The organism is Aequorivita sp. KMM 9714, assembly GCF_011065475.1.
Classification (GTDB): domain Bacteria; phylum Bacteroidota; class Bacteroidia; order Flavobacteriales; family Flavobacteriaceae; genus Aequorivita; species Aequorivita sinensis.
In genome coordinates this window covers 1088575-1109102 of sequence record NZ_JAAGRO010000001.1, presented here as the reverse complement: position 1 = coordinate 1109102, position 20528 = coordinate 1088575, and the positions used below count along the sequence as shown (strand labels likewise).

Sequence of the window (20528 nt, the reverse complement as noted above, 5' to 3'; positions counted from 1 at the left end):
AATAATATAGTAACTCAATAAGTTTTACTATTTTTGCAGCCTTGATTATCAAAATGGTAGTCAATACATAAAAATCATTTTAACAATATTGGCATGTATTTATCACAAGAAGCTAAAGAAAAAATTTTTGAAAAACACGGTAAATCAAAGAAAGATACTGGTTCTGCAGAGGGACAGATCGCTTTGTTTACTTACCGCATCGAGCATTTAACAAAACACCTTAAAAACAACCAAAAGGACTTCAACACTGAGCGTTCATTGGTAATGTTAGTAGGAAAAAGAAGATCTCTTTTAGATTATTTAATGAAAAAAGACATTCTTCGTTACCGTGCTATTATTAAAGAATTAGGATTACGTAAGTAATTATAAGAGGGGCGTTTTACGCCCCTTTATTTTTTATTCCAAATTTGATTTGGGGTTTTATTAGAGAAATCGATAATTTATAAAGAAGGCTACCCCCTTAGTTTTTCATTGGTCAAACCACAACAACACAACAACACTTAGCTTGAAAAACAAGCTTAGACCAAAAATTAACTGCACATATCTTAATGTGCAAAAATGAAAAACAAATGATACCTAAAGTATTTAAAGAGGTCATTGACCTTGGTGATGGAAGACAAATCACCCTTGAAACTGGAAAGTTAGCTAAACAAGCTCACGGATCTGTAGTTGTACAATCTGGAAAATGTATGTTATTATGTACTGTAGTTTCTAACTACGACTACAAAGACTTAGATTTCCTACCACTTACAGTAGATTACCGCGAAAAGTATGCTGCTTCTGGTCGTTACCCAGGAGGTTTCTTTAAAAGAGAAGCTAGACCAAGTGACGGAGAAGTGTTAACAATGCGTCTAGTAGACCGCGTTTTACGTCCACTTTTCCCAAAAGATTACCACGCTGAAACACAAGTAATGATTCAGTTAATGAGTCACGACGACGATGTTATGCCAGATGCAATGGCAGGATTAGCGGCTTCTGCTGCAATTCAGCTGTCTGATTTTCCTTTCGAATGCCCTATTTCAGAAGCACGTGTAGGAAGAATTAACGGTGAATTTATCATCAACCCAACAAGAGCACAATTACTAGAGTCTGACATCGATATGATGATTGGAGCTTCTGCTGATAGTGTAATGATGGTTGAAGGTGAAATGGACGAGATTTCTGAAGAAGAAATGACTGAAGCAATTAAGTTTGCCCACGAGCACATTAAAGTTCAATGTGCTGCACAAGTAAGACTTGCTGAAGCTGTTGGAAAGAAAGAAACTCGTGAATACCCTGCAGAAAGAGAAGACGCAGACCTTGAAAAGAAGGTTTACGATATGGCTTACGATAAAGTTTATGCTATTGCACAAGCTGGTTCTGCTAAACACGAAAGAACGACTGCTTTTGCTGAAATAAAAGAATCTATTAAAGCTACCTTTACTGAAGAAGAATTAGAAGACTTTGGAGACCTAGTTTCAAGATACTATTACAAAGCTGAAAAAGCTGCAGTTAGAGATTTAACGCTAAACGAAGGATTACGTTTAGATGGACGTAAAACAAACGAAATTCGCCCTATCTGGTGTGAAGTTGATTACTTGCCATCTGTACACGGTTCTTCTATTTTTACTCGTGGAGAAACTCAGGCACTTGCAACAGTGACTTTAGGAACTTCAAGAGAAGCAAACCAAATAGACATGCCTTCATTTGAAGGTGAAGAAAAATTCTACCTACATTACAACTTCCCTCCTTTTAGTACTGGAGAAGCTAGACCTATTCGTGGAACATCTCGTCGTGAGATTGGTCACGGTAACCTAGCGCAACGTGCACTTAAAGGAATGGTACCTAGCGATTGTCCTTACACTGTACGTGTAGTTTCAGAAGTATTAGAATCTAACGGTTCTTCTTCTATGGCAACTGTTTGTGCTGGAACAATGGCAATGATGGATGCAGGAATCCAAATGATAAAACCAGTATCTGGTATTGCAATGGGATTAATCTCTGATGGTGATAGTGGTAAATACGCTGTACTTTCTGATATTCTAGGTGATGAAGATCACTTAGGTGATATGGACTTTAAAGTTACTGGAACGGCAGACGGTATTACTGCTTGCCAAATGGACATTAAAGTAAAAGGATTAAGCTACGAGATTCTTGTAAATGCTTTAAAACAAGCAAGAGAAGGAAGACTTCATATTCTTGAAAAATTAACTGAGACTATTGCAGAGCCACGTGAAGACGTTAAGTCTTACGCTCCTAAAATGGTAACTACTAGAATTCCTAATGAGTACATTGGTGCTTTAATTGGACCTGGAGGAAAAGTTATTCAAGAGCTTCAAAAGGAAACAGGATGTACAATTGTTATTAATGAAGATCCAGAAACTGAAGAAGGAATTGTAGAAATTCTAGGAACAGGTCAGGAAGGAATTGATGCTGTTTTAGCTAAAATAAAATCTATAACATTCAAACCTGAAATGAATAGCGTTTACGAAGTTAAAGTAATTAAAATGCTTGACTTTGGTGCTGTTGTAGAATATTTAGAAGCTCCAGGAAATGAGTCTTTATTACACGTTAGTGAACTAGCTTGGGAACGTACAGAAAACGTATCTGATGTTGTAAACATGGGAGATGTATTTGATGTGAAATACTTAGGTTTCGACCCAAGAACTAAAAAAGACAAGATTTCTAGAAAAGCTTTATTACCAAAACCAGAAGGCTACAAAGAGCGTGCTCCACGTGAAGACAGCCGAAATGGTGGACGTGACAATCGTGGACGCGATAACCGCGGACGTGATAATCGCGATAACCGTGATAGAGACAGAAAGAGAGATTAAATTTTAGTTATGAGTTTATTTTAACTCATAACCATAAACTTAAAAAAAACGCCTTCAGAAATGAAGGCGTTTTTTGTTTTTATGCCATAATTTCATAAAAAGCACAAAGTGTGCAATACTGTCACCCTAAGAGTTTCAGGTATTTAAATAAGCTTAAAAGCTCTTAAACCACCTTGTATAGTAAGCTAACAGCGATTATAATTTTAAACTTTAGAATTAAAAATATTTATCGGCCCTCTCGCACAGTACTTGCAGCCTTATAGGCCTAACAATAAAACAAATTATGAAAGTACTAGTAATTGGCGCAGGAAATATGGGGTTGACATATGCCGAAGGCATGGCTGATTCTCCTTTATTAAATCGTAGAAAATTAATGATTTACGATGTTTCAGATGAAAAAATTTCATCTCTAGAAAAAGTTGATAAATTCGATGTTTACAGAAATTTGGAAGACTGCCTTCCAAAAGCAGATATCGTTTTTGTAGCTGTTAAACCATACCACAGTGATGAGTTATTCCAGAATATGAAAAGCATGGTAAACCGTGATCAGGTTTTTATATCATTAATGGCTGGAGTTACTATCGAAACCATCCAAAATAGCCTAGATGTTAAAAAAGTGGTTAGAGCCATGCCTAATCTCCCAGCAAAAGTAGGAATGGGAATGACAGCATTTACAGCGGCCAAAGACGTTAGTCGCGTCGAGCTTTTAATGGTGCGAAACCTATTAGATACAACTGGAGAAGCTATTCACGTAGAAAACGAAAACTTTATTAATGCTTCTACCGGGATTTCAGGTAGTGGCCCAGCTTACGTTTTTTACTTTATGCAATCTATGTTGGAAGCAGCACTAAAAATGGGCTTCTCACAAAATGATTCAAAAATATTGGTCACCCAAACATTTGAGGGGGCTGTAAGACTTTTCACAGAATCTGATCTTTCACCAAATAGTTGGATGAAGATGGTTGCTTCAAAAGGAGGAACTACTCAAGCAGCATTAGATTCTATGGAGGATAACAATGTAAAAGAGTTGATTAAAGAAGCTGCTTATGCAGCTTTTAACAGAGCAACAGAATTAGGAAAATAAAAAAGAAAGAAATTATATGAAGGAAAAACGAGTGGTTATAAAAGTAGGAACCAACGTTATGACAAATAAAGACAATCGTATTGTAGGACCTATTCTCAATGAATTGGTAAGACAAATCGCTGCCTTATACGAAGATGGGTATTCACCTGTTTTGGTCTCTTCAGGATCGGCAATAGCCGGTATGGAGGTTTTAGGTGAATGTAAGGCAAAGGATGACGCTACAAGAAGACAAATATATTCTTCTGTAGGGCAACCTCGAATGATGCGACATTACTATAGCCTATTCCATGATTACGGAATGCGATGCGCTCAAATTTTAGCAACTAAACGCGATTTCACCCCTGGAAAACATCGTGAAAATATGATTAATTGCTATGAAGGTCTTTTAGCAGAAGGAATTGTTCCCATTGCAAATGAAGACGACGCAGTTTCGTTAACAATGTCTATGTTCAGTGACAATGATGAACTCGCCAGCTTAGTAGCTGAACTTATTGAAGCAGACGCTTTAGTGATCTTAACAGATACTGATGGCTTATATACTGGTCACCCAGATGATGAAGATTCTGAAAAACTGAGCAAAGTACACCCAGACCAGGCTGTGGAACAATACGTTCAAGCTTCAAGAAAAGGCGAAGGTGAAGGTCGTGGTGGGATGAAATCCAAACTTAAAATTGCCAAGCAAACGGCCAAGAAAAACATACCTACCTATATCGCTAATGGAAAACGTAAAAATGTAATTGTTGACATTTTAAACGGCCATGATTTAGGTACAAAATTTTACGCATAATTTTAAAAAACAGAAGAGGATATGAAGTTGATTGAGGAAACATTAAAAAATCAGGTTTTAAATTCGATGATAAATATTATCGATAAAAACCGTGAAGAATTATTACAAGCAAATAAAAAGGATCTACAAGCCTTTAAAAAGGACGACCAAGCACTATATGACAGATTGGTGGTAGATAACTCTAAGATTGATGGCATGATTAAAGCTATTTCTGAAGTTAAAGATCAAGAAGATCCAGTAAACCGGGAGATAAGCAGTAGGGAGCTAGAAAGTGGTCTTAAGATAATTAATAAAACAGCTCCATTTGGCACTATTATGATTATATACGAATCAAGACCAGATGTTACTATCGAAGCTGCAGTACTTGCTTTTAAAGCCAATAACAAAATTCTATTAAAAGGCGGTAAAGAAGCCTATAATAGCAATAAAATTTTGGTGAAATTCTGGCATGATGCGTTACAAGAAAACGAACTAGAGAAAGATTGGATTACGATGCTAGAACTAAACCGAGAAGAAACACAAGCCTTCTTAAAAAATCCTGACGAGCCAATAGATTTAATTGTACCACGTGGTGGCGAACGATTAATTCAATTTGTAAAGGAAAATGCCAATTGTGCCGTTTTAGTTAGCGGTCGTGGAAACAACTTTTTGTATGTAGCTGAAGATGCCGATTGGAAAAAAACCCTTGAGGTGATTATTAATGCAAAAACCGATAAAATTTCAGGTTGCAACGCATTAGATAAAGTTTTAGTAGATAAGAACATCCCTAACTACAGAACAAAACTTCAAGAATTAAAAGAAGTACTCGAAGCTTCAAAAGTGGAAATTATTGTAGATTCTGAAGTTAAACAAACACTTTCTTCTTCAAAATTAATCGACGATGAAAATACCTGGTATGAAGAGTTTTTAGCAATGAAAATTGCAATTGGCGAAGTTGAAAACATCGACCAAGCTATTTCAAAAATAAATAAATACAGTGGTGGGCATTCAAGTGCTATTCTAACTGAAGACAATAGCAAAGCAACTAATTTTATGGAAAACATAGACAGTGCTGCTGTTTACCACAACGCCTCTACTCGCTTCACCGATGGCGGACAAATGGGCGTTGGCGCCGAACTTGCTATTAGCACAGATAAACTACATCATCGCGGCCCCTTAGGTTTAAAGCAATTGGTGACTAATAAATACTACGTTTACGGAAATGGCCATATTCGAGCGTAGAATTTAACATATTAAACTTTAAAAAGCCTTCTTCAATACTTTGAATGAAGGCTTTTTATTTAATACTTATTCTCGAAATCGATTCCATTGAAGTGATAAACCCAAAGCACCAATTGATTCAACAGAATTAATATTAGCAGCAAGTTTAAGCCCCATAGAGTATCGCGGACCTAGACTAAATTGCAATTTAGCGCCAATTGGAAAACCAATAGTATTTTCTGTTATATCTCCTCTTCTTCCAGTATTTGAATCTACTACTCCATAGGTATTGAAATGAAAATATCCAGCTCCCACAAAAATGTCGGTAAAAATTTTTTCACTTAATGGAAAACTCCGACCGTATAAAAAATTTACTTCGGTAAATTCATCATTACTACCAATAAAACTTCCTTCAGTACCAGCTCCAATTTCCAACCCAAAAATATTTTTCCCATAATTAAAGTTTACATCTCCACTTACGGCAACACCCGAATTCCCTCCTACAAAAACCCCTAATGGACTAATAGAAAAAGAACGATAGGCAAACTTATTAGAGTTGGCTTCAGTTTGCGCTATAGTAGTTAATGATATTAAAAAGTATAGGAAACTTGAAATTACAAATTTGATTTTTAGATGTTTCATAATTAATAAATTAGAGGTTAATATTTTACAATTACTATACTTTGTTTATAATGCAATTTGTTATTAATTAGAATCTTCCTATAAATCCCACTGCAATGACACTCCACTTGAATAAATGGGGAATTCGGAATTGATATTAGTTTGTAGGAGTAAACCCACCGAAAACTTTTTACCCGTCATAAATCGTAATTTCGCCATTATTGGGAACCCCATAGTAGATCGGAAATTTCGTTGGTAATACGTTTGAAAAAACGAGTCGTGTTGAGGGTCTTCTAGGTACAAGTACCCCACGCCAGCGTGAGTTTCTAAAAACCATCGGTTTGAAAGTCTAAATTCTCTTCCGTAAAGTATATTAAGTTGAACGTATTTACTACTCCCCAATACCTCAAAGCCCGCAGAAGGAGCAAACGATAATAAGTTTCTTTTATAATTAAATGTAACATCAACAATTACCGCATAACCTGCAAAATAAGAATTTGTATTTCTATCAGGACGGCTCCAAAAAATATTTGTTGGAGTGATAGAGAATGATTTAATCGAGAATTTATTAGAAAGAGATTCTTCCTGAGCACATAATTTATTACTCATTAAAAAAACCAAAAGGCCAATTACGATAATCGCATACTATGTAGCATTCATAATTTTCCTTTTAGTAAATAAGAAAAATCTAAGTTAATAGATTAATACTAAGGTAATGAATAAATCAATCCATCTAACGCAACCTTTTTAATATTATCAGACTATAGGGAAACAACTTAATCAAGTATCTTATGAGAATCCTTAAGCTAATTCCATTTGTTTTTCTGATTGTATTTTTTGGTTCATGTGAAAATGAACCTCTCGGGAAAATTGATCCATCACAGGTTATACAAGTAAACTCTCAACTCTAAAAGTTGATTGAAAAGACTGCTGCAGTGATTTTACTAATGAAATTACTTGTATAGACTTCAATTATGGATTCACTTTGATTATTTACGATGAAGACTTTGAAATTTCAATTATAGACACATTAAATCACACTAATAAAAAAGTTGAAAGTACTTCCAATTCGAATGTTTCTGTTGAAAACTCTGAAGGTGATAAAATAGAGAATGCTAAAGAAAATATATTGAAATCTAATCAAGTTAATGGTAAAGACGAAAAAGCTACATCTAGATTTAATGAAAAAGAATTTAAGGTGTCAAAAAATTATCATTATTACAACAGCAACACAAATCAGCAGTATATAACGTCTAATAAGAAAGAAATTGACAGTTTAATTTCTGAAAATAACAAATCGGCAGATTCACTAATACTTGATAAAGCAAATTATATAGAAGACTAACCATCGCATTTAGAGAGTCTAAAAAATTAATTCTGATTTTTTTTAAGTTTTTGTAACCTTTAGGGTAATTCTTACGTATAACCCAATACAAAAGTTTTAAAACTTAATCTACAGGACATACCTTAAATGAGACAACTTAAAATTACAAAGCAGGTTACCAACAGGGAAACCGCTTCATTAGACAAGTACCTTCAAGAAATTGGAAAAGTTGACTTAATTACCGCAGAAGATGAAGTAGAATTGGCACAGCGCATAAAAGCGGGTGACCACGTTGCATTGGAGAAATTAACCAAAGCTAATCTACGTTTCGTTGTTTCGGTAGCAAAGCAATATCAAAATCAAGGTCTTACTCTACCCGACCTTATAAACGAAGGAAATCTTGGTTTAATTAAAGCCGCACAACGTTTTGACGAAACCCGTGGTTTTAAATTTATATCGTATGCAGTTTGGTGGATTCGTCAATCTATCTTACAAGCTTTAGCAGAACAGTCTCGTATTGTTCGTTTACCGCTTAACAAAATTGGAAGCATCAACAAAATAAATAAGATGTATGCTTCTTTAGAACAAGCAAACGAACGTCCACCTTCTGCTGAAGAAATTGCAAAAGAGTTGGATATGACGATAAGTGATGTAAAAGAGTCGATGAAAAACTCTGGCCGTCACGTATCCATGGATGCTCCGCTTATTGAAGGAGAAGACAGTAACCTTTACGACGTTTTACGCAGTGGTGAAAGTCCAAATCCAGACCGTGCATTACTACACGAATCTTTAAGAACAGAAATTGAGCGTGCTTTAGAAACACTTACTCCTCGTGAGGCAGATGTTATCCGTTTATACTTCGGTCTTGGCGATCAACAACCAATGACATTAGAAGAAATAGGCGAAACTTTCGATCTTACTCGTGAGCGCGTACGCCAAATAAAAGAAAAAGCTATTAGAAGATTAAAACATACTTCAAGAAGTAAGATTTTAATGACATATTTAGGTTAAACTTAATAGCTTACCTTTAGCTAAGTCTAAACAAGACAAAAACTTTTAACGATAACCAACAGTATAATCCTAATCTAGTATTAGGGTAACAACTGTTCGTTTTTTGATTGATGAATAACCTCCGGCTGATTACCGGAGGTTTTTCATTTAAACTATAATCCTATCTACGGGCAGTAAAACCTCTCAAACTGCAAACTAATTTGTAACTTTGCCAACCAATGAAACATACCATCTGTTATTTAAGCAAGGATCATCAACCGATGAAAAATTCGGAATTAGAAGACTTGTTCAATCAGGTTTTAGAGTTCAATAATTCCTCAAATATTTCAGGGATATTGCTTCATAACAACAACTTTTTCCTTCAAGTTCTCGAAGGAAAAAAGGAAACCATTCAGGAACTTTACGCCACTATACGAAAGGATAATAGGCATAAAGACATATTAATTGTTTTAGATCAAAAAATTGAAAGCCGAATTTTCAATAATTATGACGCTAGGTTTAGTATCCTAAAAAGCAAAGATGATATCGAAAAACTAAACATTTATCTGTCAAAATATAGTTCAAATAATAATTACCCAACAAACATTAAAAGACTTTTAGAACCTTTCTTATTATAAGCTATCATGAAAAACACACTTATTGCTCCCTCCATACTTGCCGCAGATTTCGCTAACCTTCAAAGAGATATTGAAATGGTTAATGCTAGTGAAGCAGATTGGTTTCACCTCGATGTAATGGATGGTGTTTTCGTGCCGAATATCTCGTTTGGGATGCCAGTTATTAAAAGCATAGCTAAACACGCTAAAAAGCCTTTAGACGTGCATTTAATGATTATCGACCCAGATCGCTACATTAAAACATTCACCGATTTAGGGACCGATGTATTAACAGTTCACTACGAAGCTTGTACACATTTACACCGAACACTTCAAGCTATCAAAGCCGAAGGAATGCAAGCAGGAGTTGCAATAAATCCACATACTAATGTAGCTTTATTGGAAGACACAATAAAGGATATTGATTTAGTTTGCATTATGAGTGTAAATCCAGGTTTTGGCGGACAGAGCTTTATTGAAAATACTTATAAAAAAGTAAAACAACTTCGTGAAATTATTGAAGCAAACGGCGCTACTACCAAAATTGAAATAGATGGTGGTGTAACAATTAAAAACGCTAAACAACTAGTAGAAGCAGGTGCTGATGTTTTGGTTGCAGGTAGCTATGTGTTTGGCGCGAGTAACCCTACTGAAACTATTGCAGACTTAAAGAAAATTGTACTCTAGTGTTTTATTATGTCTAAAACTTCTTCAATTGAAAATTTATTTGATGTATTAATTATAGGGGCAGGTCCTATTGGGATAGCTTGCGCCTTAGAATCAAAAAAAAATGGCTTAAGTTATATTGTGGTTGAAAAAGGAGCACTTACCAATTCACTTTACAACTACCCGCTAAATATGACTTTCTTCTCTACTTCAGAGAAGCTAGAAATTGATGAGATTCCATTTATAAGCAACAACCCTAAGCCAAGACGTAATGAGGCTTTAGAATACTATCGCCGTGTAGCTACATCAAATAATCTCAATATTAATTTATATGAAAAGATTGTTTCTGTTGAAAAGAATGAAAACAGCTTTAATATTGAGTCAGATAAAAACAATTACAAGGCCAAAAACATAATCGTAAGCACAGGGTTCTACGATATTCCAAATACACTAAATGTTCCTGGGGAAAATCTTCCCAAAGTGATGCATTATTACAAGGAAGCTCACCCATTTGTAATGCAAAAGGTTATTGTTGTGGGAGCTAGTAACTCCTCTGTAGATGCGGCATTAGAAATTTGGCGTAAAGGCGGAGATGTAACCATGGTAGTTCGCGGACCGGAAATTGGCGAACGTGTAAAATACTGGGTAAAACCAGATATCGAAAACAGAATAAAAGAAGGAAGCATTAAAGCTTATTTCAATTCTGAAATAGAAGAAATTTCAGAAAGCGAAGTTTTAATAAACACGCCACAAGGTAAAATAAGTCTACCGAATAATTATGTAGTGGCGCTTACAGGATACAAACCTGATTTTAATTTCTTACAAACATTAGGTGTAAAACTTTCAAACGATAACAAAAGGCTTCCTCAATACAATCCCGACACAATGGAAACCAATGTGGACGGGCTATTTCTTGCAGGAGTAATTTGCGGTGGTATGGAAACTCACAAATGGTTTATCGAAAATTCGAGAATACACGCCAAGATTATCGTTGACCATTTAACCAGATAGTTGGCGGTAGATAGTTGGTAGTTTATAGTTAGTAGATGGAGTTTAAAGAAAAATCTAAATTCTTAAACTTCTCATTAATTCTCCGATAATCCACAGTATTAATTCTTCTTAAATATTTCTCAAGTATTGAAGCAGTCCTAAAGCGTGCTCCATGCTATTTTAAGGCTTCTGACTGCATTTAAACTCGCAACACACTTCATTGTCACTTAATAGACTAAAAACTCTTACAGAGTCTGTATAAAACTTCATTAAAAAACATCAAAAAAAAATCCCCGACATTGCTGTCGGGGATTTTAGATTTATAATTATCGATTTATTAGAAATCGAAAGTATAGAATTTATCCCAGAATAATCTAGTTTCAGCAGCATCACCACCAATAGCACTAGAAGCAGCGCTCCAGTTAGCTTCGTTCAGGGTTTGTTCAGCAACAGGATATAAATAACGAGTTGGGAAACCTGAAGTTGCACCAGCTGGTTGCTTTAGAATTGGGTAATCTAAACGACGAACTGAGTTGTAACTAGCAAATGTTCTGTTGTAAAGACCTAAATACGCTTGCGTACCAATTACTTCTTTCCAAGCTGGGCTAGAAGTACTGTTTGCAATTGCAGAGTCATAATCAACAGCAGGTGAAGCTAAGTAATCAGCTAAACCTTCAGCACCCCAGTATTCGAAAGATGCAGTAATAGCAGCTTCGTAATGAGTTGCAGCATCGCCACCAACAGCATAACCTCTAGCAGCAGCTTCAGCTAATAAGAATCTAACTTCAGTGTAAGATAAAAGTTCACCTGGTTCAGCTGGATCTACTAAACGGTCAGCAACGTGAGAGTGCTCTGCATAAGCAGAAATCTCACCAATACCACCACCTACATACTCTCCATCAACAGTAGTAAAGTAAACTGCTCTTCTTGGATCTTCTAATCCATTCATCAAATCGATGATTGTTTCAGCAGCAACATAGTCATTACGTCCACTAAGAACTAAGTTATCGTTCATAGGGTTGTTGTTTGGAGCTGCAGGGCGATACATATAACTTCCGTTATCAGCATTACTTGTAAATACACCACTTGTGTAAGCAGACTCAACAGTAGCTTGAGAAAGTGCTGGATTTACATCTGCAAGCATGATACCCATTCTTAACTTTAATGAGTTCGCAAACTTTTTCCAATTAGCAACATTTCCTGAATACATCATGTCTTCAGTATCACTAAAACTTCCAACACTAGTATTCATGCTACCAATAGCAGCATCTAAACGAGTAAGTAAGTCTTTGTAAATAGTTGCAGCGTCATCATAAGCAGGCAAAAGGTTTTCGATGTCTAATGCTTCGCTATAAGGAACATCTCCGTAAGTTTCTACTAAGTTACTGTAAGCGAATACAGTCATCACTTCAACAATTGCAAGCTTATTAGGCTTAAGTGCGTTTGTTAAATCATTATCCGTAGCTGAAATAATTCTATCAGCTTCGTTTAAATCTTTAAGTACATCACGATACAATTCTCTCCAGTGGTTGTCAGGAATTGCACGAGTAATTTGATCGTAGTTACTCTCATCAGTATAAGTAGTTTCCTGCAATTGTTGTGTCCATAACCTTAAGTTGTTAAGGTTTACGTTTGGAGTTACAAATTGATCTGCTAATTGTTTTTGAGCAGAAGCAAACAAACTCTCACCACTTACATTAGTAGGGTCTTTTATATTCTGATTCAGATCTTCTAAATTATCTGAACACGACACGGCCATAACTGCCGCGGTTAATATTAAAATTAGTTTCTTCATCTTTTTTTTTATTAAAATTGAGCTTTAATGTTAAACCCGTAATCTTGGGTAGTTGGTAATGAACCAGTAACATATCCTTGAAGGTTACCTGAACTCAAACCTGCTTCTGGATCAGCATAAGGAATATTCTTGTCGATAATCCATAGGTTTGATCCTGAAACGCTAAACTGTAATCCAGTCATAAATGTGTTTTCAAGGAATCTAGATGGCATAGTATAAGTAAGCGATACTTGACGTAACTTAATATAACTAGCATCGTAAACGAATGCAGCAGCTGGTAAAGCAGCATATCCAAATGCGCTAAAGTTGTTTGCATCAGTTCTAGTTGTGTTTGGAGAACCATCAGGGTTAACACCTGGGTTAATTAATCCACCACCATTTTCAAGAGTGTTTCTTACTGGGTTTCCTAAGTCGTTTGTAAATGCAGTATTTGCATAAAGACCTGTCGCTTCACCATAGTATTGGTCAAGAGAGAAAAGGCTTCCACCTTCTTGGATATCAATTAAGAAACTAAAAGAGAAATCTTTGTAAGTAAAAGTGTTAGTAATACCTGCTAACCAATCTGGGTTAGTATCTCCAAGAATGTTATTAGAGTTTGGAGACTTAAGGTATCTTCCAGAATCTGGATCTACAACTTTCTCACCGTTTAAGTAAACGAAGTCTTGACCGTAAATTACACCGTAAGGCTCACCTAATGCAGCGTTGATAGAAACACCACCTTGGAATCTACCTAATTCTAGGTTTTTAATTCCGTCAGGTAAAGCAACTACCTCACTCTTGTTTTGAGTCCAGTTTGCATTAATTGCCCAAGTAAAGTTATCGTTCTTAACTGGCATAGCGTTTAAAGATACTTCAATACCCTTGTTTTCAATTTCACCTGCGTTAAGCAATTTACCAGTATAACCAGTAGAAGCAGAAATTGGAACAGTTACAATTTGGTCGATAGAGTTTGATTTGTAGTAAGACACATCAAATCCTAATCTGTTATCAGCAAATCTCATTTCTAAACCTGCCTCGTAACTCTTAGTAGTTTCTGGCTTAAGGTTTGCGTTGTTAGCTGTATTAGGAATAGAGTTTCCTATATCACCATTAATTGTATAAGTATCACGTAATCTATCAAATGGAGCTCCGTTACCTACTTCAGCGTAGTTTACACGAAGTTTACCAAAGCTAATTGCGTTAACATCTAATATTTTGCTAAACACAAAACTAGTAGATACAGATGGGTAGTAGAATGAACTGTTTTCTTTAGGTAGTGTAGAGAAACGGTCTCTTCTAATAGTACCATCTAAGTAAACTACATTTGCAAAACCGAAAGATGCACTTGCGTAAACACCATCTACACCAACTTTCTCAGCACGTTCAATTGGATTTGGATTTGGAGAAGCACCATTCTGTAAAGAATAAAGTCCTGGAACTACCAATCCACCAGCAGTAGAAGATGTTAATGAGTTAAACTCACTTCTTCTAATGTTAGATCCTAAGATACCAGCAAAGCTTAAGTTTTCAGTAATATCTGTGTTGAAGTTGAACATTAAATCGTAGTTTGTTTCTACAGCAGTAATATCTCTTCTTAAGTAACCTGAATTAACATTTCCACGAGAAACACCAAAGTTAACAGCTCCAGAACCTACAGCTCTACGCTCTTCTTGTTGCTCATTGTAAGTATCAGTAGAAACTCTACCTGTTACACTTACCCAGTCAGCCAATTCATAGTTTAACTCAAAGTTACCGATAAAACGGCTTCTTCCATCATTTTGGTAGTTTTCGTAACGTGTCCAGTATGGGTTATCCCAGTAAAGTGGAGCTGCACCTGGAGTTGTACTGTTTGGGTTCCAAGTTACGTTTCTTTTTGTAGCAAAATAAATATCTCTTTGAGCATTCAAATCTGTACTATTAGACCACCACTGCTTCATCATACCAACAACGTTGTCTGTATAACCAGTAGAGTTACGTCCAAGTGCATCAGACTTAATATAGTTAGCAAATCCACTAGCAGTTAATTTTTCACTAACATCGTAAGTTCCGCTAAAAATAAAGTTATGTCTATCTATTTGGCTATTTGGCATTAGACCTGATTGATCTAATTTAGTATAAGACATACGGTACGAACCATTCTCTAAACCATTAGAAATAGAGATAGAGTTTGTAAGTGTTACTGGAGTTTCAAAGAAAGCAATAGGACCATTCTTTGCTGCAGTATAAGCAGTTTTCTTCAAGTAGTTTGGCGAAGATGGGTCAAATGAATCCCACTTATAGATAAATAAGTTTGGATCGTAAGCTGGACCATAAGATGCATCATCTCCATAGTTCTCAATTTGATCATCAATACCATCACCGTCAACATCACCAAAAGTGAAGTAGTCACCATATCCAGGACCATATTGAGTTTGGTATTCAGCAAAAGTACTTTTGTCGATAAAACCAACAGTTGCATTACTATTAAGAGTAACTCCTAATCCTTTTGCAGACTTACCTTTTTTAGTAGTAATAATAATTACACCGTTTGCAGCACGTGAACCGTAAAGTGCAGATGCAGCAGCACCTTTAAGTACGTTAATACTTTCGATGTCGTCTGGGTTAATATCTGCAGCAGCGTTACCGTAGTCATAATAGTTACCAGATGCTTGAGTTTGTCCAGCAGAGTTGGTATTTCTATTACTAATTGGCACACCATCAACAACGAATAAAGCTTGGTTATCTCCAGTTAAAGAAGTGTTACCTCTAATAACTACGTTAGTAGATCCACCAAAGTTGTTGTTTCTTCTAATCTGAAGACCAGAAACCTTACCAGAAAGGGCATTTGTAAAGTTATTCCCTTTTACAGTAGCAACATCGTCACCACCTACTTCCTGCGTAGAGTATCCAAGAGATTGTTTCTCACGAGATACACCAAGTGCAGTTACTACTACTTCGTCCAGAGCAGATCCGGCCTGCATAGTAATGTTCATTTTATTTGAAGCCCCAACAGCTACCTCTTGGGTTTCAAAACCTACATAACTATAAACGAGTGTTTGACCAACTGCAGCCTCAATGGAGTAATTACCATCAAAATCAGACTGTGTTCCGGTACTAGTACCCTTTATAATAATGTTAACTCCTGGAAGCGGGAGACCTGTGTCATCAGTCACCGTTCCGGAAATCGATTTTTCTTGTGCAACTGCGAGCTGCACAACTAACGCTAGTAAAAGCGTTAAAATTCCACTAAACTTTGTTTTCATTTTTTTGTTTGTTTGAATTAGCACCTCAAAAGTGCCAATAAAATCTTACAATTCCAACTTTTAATGGATGTAGATTCACAATTATTTAACTGAAAAGAATTTTTTATCAAAGAAAAAATCATATTCAAAAACCCGTTTTTTTTCACAATCATCTGATTTTGTTACGCTTCGAAGCTTGCGCGAACACTAATATTAGCTTTATTACGGAAATTATGCGGGTCAAATTATTTTCACACACATTATTAACAATTTCGTTAAAACGACGATAAATTTGATTTTTTCCGCATTTTAACATAATATCAGCCTTTTTCAGAAATTCGATATTACACAAATAAAAAAACCTCAATTACTTCTTGCAATAATTGAGGTTTCTAAATTTAAAGGATTTACAACTTATTTTGAAGCTCCTTCTCCTTTGAAATTTTGTGAGTTACTCTTAAAAAGCACATTGAAAGTTGTTAAACTTCCATAACAACGAGTAATATATTGCTGTAGGTCAATTTTCAAACTTTCATCTAATTCTTTACTTGAATTTATCTTTTGCTCCATCACTCTAAGCCTATCTCGCAACATCACTATTTTATGAAAAAAAGTGTCTATTGGAATTTCCTTAGAACTTAAATTACTATCTGCCGGTTGCAAAACCATTGTACCTCCTTTCCACTTATCAGCAATTGGAACTATTTCACTTATACCATTCCATTTTTTAAGAATTTCTCGAAGACTTCTCTCTACTTCATAAAAACTTACAGAATCTACTTCGTCTTCGGCAGCTTCAATAACTTCAAATTCATCATCAATATCAATTGTTTCTAAACCATTTTCTATAAAAGTTACCCAGTACATTTTTGCAGTAACATTTGTAATAACTCCTTTTCCGTAAGTGGAGTGATTTATCCTAGAGCCTATTCCTAAAATTTGTTTCATTTATATGTAATTAATATGTTTTTTTGGATTCGTAAAATTAAAAAATTAGATCGAAATCTTTTTTATAAATAACCCGCTTAAAATTAAAATCCACTTCGTTTTCTGGAAGTGGATTTTAAAGTAGTTATACCTTAATATATATAACACCTACTAAATTCGTCTTATTCTTATTGATATTTGCGTTAAGTATAGTGCATAAATGTTTTCTGATTTCAAGTAAAACCCACACATAATTACCACATAATAAGAACCTTAAAGTCAATTTCACTTTTAAGGTCCGAAACAAAAATATCTTCAATTAGAATAAAACTTCACTTAACAGATATAATATTTGTAAACTATAATTTGAACTTTAATTCTACGCTAGATAAGCTCTACATTCTTCTGCACATTTTCTACAAGCTTCTGCACAATCTTTGCAATGTTGCATCTCATGTTTTGAACATTCTTCTGCACACATATCACAAATTTTCGCACAGTATTTTACCAAGTCGTTTACATCAGTAAAATTCATTGCTAATAATTGATTCAGTGTACTACAAACTTCAGCGCAAACTCTATCCAAACGGATACAGTTTACCATCATTTTTACATTTTCTTCATCTAAGCAGGCATCAGCACAATAGTTACAATGATTGATACAATTGCCTAGGGCGTGGATTAGCTTTTCGTTTTTCATAGTAATTGTTTTTATAATGAAACACAATTTACTAATTCATTTATCCCTAGTGTATTAAAGAAATAATAAATTAAAGCGAAAGCTCAAAAAGAACTATTTATGATCTTCGACAACTTTCGGATCGCGGTACTTACAGCAACCCATTAAATTTTCATAAGCTTCATCCGTGGCTGTTATGTCTTGAGTATCGTGACCACTATCGGCAATACTTTGTTGAATGGTGGTTAAATCTGTCTTCTTTTCATTGTAAATTAAACTTAGCTGATGTGTATCTACATCCCAAGTTGCCATTTTAACACCTTTAGCTTGAATTGAAGCTTTTTCAATACGCTCTTTACACATGCCACAAACTCCATCTACTTCAATAGTTGCTTTTGCGTTTTTGTTTTGAGCAAAACCTGTTGCTCCTATAAACATAACTCCTAGGATTAAAAGTACTTTTTGCATAATATTCGAATTTTAATAATTAATAAATTGTTTGTTTTTTTACTCTAAATTATTTTAAATAATCACTTCCTTATAAAATAATAAAAGACAGAAATTAGTTAAGTCTATATCTTAAACCCGCGTAATACGAACTCCCAAAAATTGGTCCATAAACATAGGTTGTATCAAAACTTGCCCCAAACGGATTGTCGCTTCCTATAATTGGATTTTCTTGTTTAACATTAGTCAAGTTTTCACCCCCTACATACAATTCAAAGCTATTTGAAAAAACCTTAGTTATCTGCGCGTTCACTGTAGAAAGACTTGAAGAAAACTCTGAAAGACCTATGGTGTTTAGATAGGTTGCAGACGAAGCAAAACGCTGTTCTCCTATATAGTTGTAGGTTGCATCAAACTTCCAGTTTCCTCCTTTTGTATTCAATTTAGTTTCATACGAAGCATTTGCGAAAAACCTGTGATTTGGCGTTAACGGATTCTGTTTCTTTCCGCTTAAATAAGTGGTTTCTACATCGTAATACTTATAGGCTAAACGCATATCAAAGCGTTCGAACATATTATAATTAAACTCTGCTTGAAAGTTGTTTGAATAACTCTCACCATCTAAATTATAGAAATTGATTTCTGTAGGATTTTCCCAATCAACCACTATTTGATTTTCAAAATCTGTTCTATAAAAATCAACTGTTATATCCGCTTTTCTATTGAACAAATTAAATCCTTGCATATACGAGATTCCATAATTCCAAGCAATTTCAGGGTCTAGTCCATATATTTTACCAGAATTACCTAAGACATTTAAACTACGTGAGGTAGCGAAAAGACTTTGGTTTTCTGTGAAAATATTAGCACTACGTTTTCCTCTTCCCGCAGAAACACGAATAGCAGACTTGTCCCAAGGCGTATAGCGCAAGTGGAAACGAGGCGTAACAAAAGCGCCAAGTCTGTTATGAACATCTCCTCTAATCCCAAGGCTATAACTTAAGTTGCTAGAATTATCAAAGTTGTATTCAAAAAATGCACCTACTGAATTTTCAATTCGACTGTAGTTTTCTGTTAAAACTAACTCTTCGTAACTATCATAAGTTCCGCTAAGTCCAGTTTTAATTTTATGCCTAGAATCACTTATAATTGAGTTATAAGTTAACTGCGAATACAAACTATTATGCTGAATATTGTAATCGTTTAACCCAAAATAAGATTCTTGGTCGTGATGGCTATATGCTACTTGTATTCCACCTGTACGCCAAGGTATATCGGGGTTAACAAATCCAAATTTTCCTGAAACATCAAATCGCTGTGTCTTAATTTCGCTTCCCCAAGCATTTGTTGTGCCACGGTCTATTTTGGGATCAAAATTCACCTGACCAGTTTGCTTCTCATCATTCAAATACCTTACGTTAAAAAAGCCAACATAGCCATTTTCCTGATCGGTATATTGCCAGCGATTCATAACGTTTACTTGCTGCATTAATGGTGCATCTATAAAGGAATCGTTGTTTTTATCAAATTCATAATCACGCATATTACCGTGAATATATAAACCCGTACTCCATCTATTGGTTACTTGTGTATTTAAATGAGTATTCAACTCAAACCTTCCATTTCCAGAGCCATAAGCATTTACAAAAAGCTTATCATCTGTTAACGGTTTTTGAAGTTCAGCATTAATTTGTCCTGCAATACTTTCATAACCATTTACTACGCTTCCCGAACCTTTAGTTATTTGTATACTTTCCACCCAAGTCCCAGGGATGAAACTCAATCCATAAGCTTGAGACGCTCCACGAATACTTGGTACGTTTTCGGTTGTAATTAAAATATACGGACTTGTGAGCCCTAACATTTTAATCTGTTTTGTTCCCGAAATAGCATCTGCAAAATTCACATCTATAGAAGGGTTTGTTTCAAAACTTTCCGCAAGATTGCAACAAGCAGCTTTTAATAATTCAGCACTGCTCACATTAATCACGTTTTGAGATTGTAAAAAAGAACGCGAGCTCGCCTTTTTACGGGCTGTAACCGTTACTTCATCTAAATTTGCTTTAGAAGTAAGTGTATGTTTTATTCTTTTTGGAGAATTAACCGTAATTGTATCAGTTTTATACCCTACAAAACTCACTACCATTTTTTTGTATTCTGGCTTGTATTCGATTTCAAAATTTCCATCAAAATCTGTAACCGCACCAACCGAAGTATTTAACCAGTATACATTCGCTCCAGCCACTGGAACCTCATCATTATTGATGTTTTCGGTGATTATTCCTTTTAATTTTTCCTGTGAAAGAATTGAGAGTGGAAATAAAAGGGCTATTAATATTAATTTATAGCTTTTCATATAATTTTATAAGTGTTTGTTTTAAACCTAAA

General features: G+C 35.1%; 18 protein-coding genes. 10 read left to right on the top strand and 8 right to left on the bottom strand.

All coding sequences use genetic code 11. From position 1 onward, the window contains the following. The first annotated feature begins 93 nt into the window (after window positions 1–93). The 5 genes from rpsO (at window position 94) to G3A46_RS04905 (ending at window position 5905) form a co-directional block, all read left to right on the top strand. On the top strand, window positions 94–363 hold the full coding sequence (gene rpsO / locus G3A46_RS04925) for a 30S ribosomal protein S15 (protein ID WP_139855782.1): 270 nt from the start codon (window positions 94–96) through the stop codon (window positions 361–363). Window positions 364–569: 206 nt separating this feature from the next. Then, complete coding sequence (locus tag G3A46_RS04920; RefSeq protein WP_165146903.1) at window positions 570–2813, top strand: polyribonucleotide nucleotidyltransferase; 2244 nt, start codon at window positions 570–572, stop codon at window positions 2811–2813. 283 nt (window positions 2814–3096) lie between these two features. Beyond that, window positions 3097–3897 carry a pyrroline-5-carboxylate reductase gene (gene proC / locus G3A46_RS04915; RefSeq protein ID WP_165146901.1) on the top strand — a complete coding sequence of 267 codons (801 nt, stop codon included), beginning with the start codon at window positions 3097–3099 and terminating at the stop codon, window positions 3895–3897. A 16-nt stretch (window positions 3898–3913) separates the two neighbouring features. Beyond that, entirely contained in the window at window positions 3914–4684 is a 771-nt protein-coding gene (proB, locus tag G3A46_RS04910; RefSeq protein ID WP_165146899.1) for a glutamate 5-kinase, read from the top strand. A gap of 21 nt (window positions 4685–4705) precedes the next feature. Then, window positions 4706–5905 (top strand): glutamate-5-semialdehyde dehydrogenase, encoded by a 1200-nt coding sequence (locus G3A46_RS04905; RefSeq protein ID WP_165146897.1) that lies wholly within the window; start codon window positions 4706–4708, stop codon window positions 5903–5905. A 66-nt stretch (window positions 5906–5971) separates the two neighbouring features. On the opposite strand, the gene G3A46_RS04900 is transcribed toward G3A46_RS04905, so the two are convergent. After that, complete coding sequence (locus G3A46_RS04900; RefSeq protein WP_139855777.1) at window positions 5972–6526, bottom strand: hypothetical protein; 555 nt, start codon at window positions 6524–6526, stop codon at window positions 5972–5974. Window positions 6527–6604: 78 nt separating this feature from the next. Beyond that, the gene (locus tag G3A46_RS04895) at window positions 6605–7114 is read right to left on the bottom strand and encodes a DUF3575 domain-containing protein (protein WP_165146895.1); all 510 of its coding nucleotides are present in this window, start codon (window positions 7112–7114) and stop codon (window positions 6605–6607) included. A 376-nt stretch (window positions 7115–7490) separates the two neighbouring features. On the opposite strand from G3A46_RS04895, the gene G3A46_RS04890 reads away from it, so the two are divergent. The 5 genes from G3A46_RS04890 (at window position 7491) to G3A46_RS04870 (ending at window position 11113) form a co-directional block, all read left to right on the top strand. Then, the gene (locus G3A46_RS04890; protein ID WP_165146893.1) at window positions 7491–7850 is read left to right on the top strand and encodes a hypothetical protein; all 360 of its coding nucleotides are present in this window, start codon (window positions 7491–7493) and stop codon (window positions 7848–7850) included. Between the two features lie 126 nt (window positions 7851–7976). Next, entirely contained in the window at window positions 7977–8840 is an 864-nt protein-coding gene (locus G3A46_RS04885) for a sigma-70 family RNA polymerase sigma factor (protein WP_139855772.1), read from the top strand. A gap of 218 nt (window positions 8841–9058) precedes the next feature. Further along, entirely contained in the window at window positions 9059–9457 is a 399-nt protein-coding gene (locus tag G3A46_RS04880) for a BLUF domain-containing protein (RefSeq protein WP_165146891.1), read from the top strand. 6 nt (window positions 9458–9463) lie between these two features. Then, on the top strand, window positions 9464–10123 hold the full coding sequence (rpe, locus tag G3A46_RS04875) for a ribulose-phosphate 3-epimerase (protein WP_165146889.1): 660 nt from the start codon (window positions 9464–9466) through the stop codon (window positions 10121–10123). Window positions 10124–10132: 9 nt separating this feature from the next. After that, the gene (locus tag G3A46_RS04870; RefSeq protein ID WP_165146887.1) at window positions 10133–11113 is read left to right on the top strand and encodes a YpdA family putative bacillithiol disulfide reductase; all 981 of its coding nucleotides are present in this window, start codon (window positions 10133–10135) and stop codon (window positions 11111–11113) included. Window positions 11114–11429: 316 nt separating this feature from the next. On the opposite strand, the gene G3A46_RS04865 is transcribed toward G3A46_RS04870, so the two are convergent. The 6 genes from G3A46_RS04865 to G3A46_RS04840 form a co-directional block, all read right to left on the bottom strand. Continuing rightward, the gene (locus G3A46_RS04865) at window positions 11430–12887 is read right to left on the bottom strand and encodes a SusD/RagB family nutrient-binding outer membrane lipoprotein (protein ID WP_165146884.1); all 1458 of its coding nucleotides are present in this window, start codon (window positions 12885–12887) and stop codon (window positions 11430–11432) included. A gap of 11 nt (window positions 12888–12898) precedes the next feature. Beyond that, a complete protein-coding gene (locus G3A46_RS04860) occupies window positions 12899–16108 on the bottom strand; it encodes a SusC/RagA family TonB-linked outer membrane protein (RefSeq protein ID WP_165146882.1) in 3210 nt (1069 codons plus the stop codon). 393 nt (window positions 16109–16501) lie between these two features. Further along, window positions 16502–17035: a hypothetical protein gene (locus tag G3A46_RS04855; RefSeq protein WP_165146880.1), complete on the bottom strand. Its 534-nt coding sequence runs from the start codon at window positions 17033–17035 to the stop codon at window positions 16502–16504. Window positions 17036–17393: 358 nt separating this feature from the next. Further along, window positions 17394–17714, bottom strand: coding sequence for a four-helix bundle copper-binding protein (locus G3A46_RS04850; RefSeq protein WP_165146878.1), 321 nt, complete (start codon window positions 17712–17714; stop codon window positions 17394–17396). A gap of 93 nt (window positions 17715–17807) precedes the next feature. Continuing rightward, the gene (locus G3A46_RS04845) at window positions 17808–18161 is read right to left on the bottom strand and encodes a heavy-metal-associated domain-containing protein (protein ID WP_165146876.1); all 354 of its coding nucleotides are present in this window, start codon (window positions 18159–18161) and stop codon (window positions 17808–17810) included. 94 nt (window positions 18162–18255) lie between these two features. After that, window positions 18256–20496: a TonB-dependent receptor gene (locus tag G3A46_RS04840; RefSeq protein WP_165146874.1), complete on the bottom strand. Its 2241-nt coding sequence runs from the start codon at window positions 20494–20496 to the stop codon at window positions 18256–18258. Between the last annotated feature and the right edge of the window lie 32 nt (window positions 20497–20528).